This is a genomic window from Dermacoccus sp. PE3 (assembly GCF_001021715.1).
GTDB classification, from domain to species: domain Bacteria; phylum Actinomycetota; class Actinomycetes; order Actinomycetales; family Dermatophilaceae; genus Dermacoccus; species Dermacoccus abyssi.
In genome coordinates this window covers 1-545 of record NZ_LDCM01000014.1, presented here as the reverse complement: position 1 = coordinate 545, position 545 = coordinate 1, and the positions used below count along the sequence as shown (strand labels likewise).

The 545-nt window shown below is 60.9% G+C and carries 1 protein-coding gene; it reads right to left on the bottom strand.

Features of this window, described 5'->3' with window-relative positions; all coding sequences use genetic code 11:
- Nucleotides 1–247 precede the first annotated feature (247 nt).
- Nucleotides 248–545: SDR family oxidoreductase (locus AA983_RS15325; RefSeq protein WP_156170484.1), on the bottom strand; the 298-nt coding region annotated here is incomplete at its 5' end.

The window sequence follows — 545 nt, the reverse complement described above, 5'->3', positions numbered from 1 at the left end:
ATGCCGGCGGATAGGATGCTGTGGTCGTCCTGTCCGTGCTACCGGGCTTCCTCGGTGTCATCATCGAAGCCGTCCGACAGGTGTAGCTCAAACGAAGGTTTGTGCACCATCCACCCCAAGCCGTGGCGTGCATCTGGGATGGTTGCTGGGCATGCACACTCGCCGCGAGTGGGGGTGTGGCTCAAACGAAGAGTTCTGCACCACCTAGGCGAGCCGGTGGCTCAACCCACCGTTTTCGCACTGCTCACTAGACCACTCCGAAGCCGCCATTGCTATGTAGCACTTGACCGGTAACCCAGCCACCCTGCTCAGACAGGAGGAATGCGACGAGGTTAGCCGTGTCTTCGGGGTTGCCGAGGCGTCCAGCCGGGGTCATGGCTGTGAGGTGGTCGCGAGTCTGTGAGTCCATCCAGCCTGTATCGATCGGTCCTGGATTGATTGCGTTCGCGCGCACACCGAGCGATGCAAGTTCGATCGATGCTGCCGTCACGAGACGATCCAACGCGCCCTTGCTGGTGCCGTAGGGCAGGTTGAATGCGGAGTGA